The sequence below is a fragment of the Noviherbaspirillum sp. ST9 genome, from assembly GCF_048799745.1.
GTDB lineage: Bacteria > Pseudomonadota > Gammaproteobacteria > Burkholderiales > Burkholderiaceae_D > Noviherbaspirillum.
In genome coordinates this window covers 1-691 of record NZ_JBLWFR010000091.1, presented here as the reverse complement: position 1 = coordinate 691, position 691 = coordinate 1, and the positions used below count along the sequence as shown (strand labels likewise).

General features: G+C 69.2%; 1 protein-coding gene. It reads left to right on the top strand.

What is annotated here, in order from left to right:
* The coding region (thiL, locus tag ACNOHI_RS24910; RefSeq protein ID WP_420477416.1) for a thiamine-phosphate kinase at positions 1–691 on the top strand (691 nt) is incomplete at both ends.

Here is a 691-nt window from a genome sequence, read left to right as displayed (position 1 = left end):
ACGTTCCTGAAGCGCTCGGTCTCCTTGACGACGCGGCGGTGCTGCGTCCCCGCGAGGGCTGCGAGCAGGTGCTCAGCGTCGACGCCATCGTGGCCGGCGTGCATGTCTTCGCCGACGACGCGCCTGCGCTCATGGCGGAGCGCCTGGTGCGCAGCGCGGTTTCCGATCTGGCGGCCAAGGCGGCCGAACCCGACGGCGCGCTGCTCACCATCGCCTGGCCGGAGATGTTCAGCGAGGCTGCGCGCGCCGATTTCGCCGCCGGATTCGGCCGAGCCTTGAATGTCTGCGGACTTCGCCTGTTCGGCGGGGATACGGTGGCGACCTCCGGTCCGCTGACCGCCAGTCTCACCGTGATCGGCTGGGCGCCGACGGGACGGACCGTGAAACGCAGCGGGGGCAGGGCCGGGGACCGACTTTATGTCAGCGGAACCGTGGGCGATGCGGCTCTGGGCCTCGGTTTGAAGCAGGGCGAATTGTGGAGCGCCGCCGCCGGCGATGAACCCTACCTGCTGGAGCGCTTCTATCGGCCGACGCCGCGGCTTGAACTTCGCGAGACCTTGCTCGGGTACGCCACCGCCGCAGCGGACGTTTCCGATGGACTGCTCGCCGACGGCCTGCACATCGCAGAGGCTAGCGGAACAGGGCTCGCCATAGCGCTGGAGCGTCTGCCACTGTCGTTCGCTGCATCTGC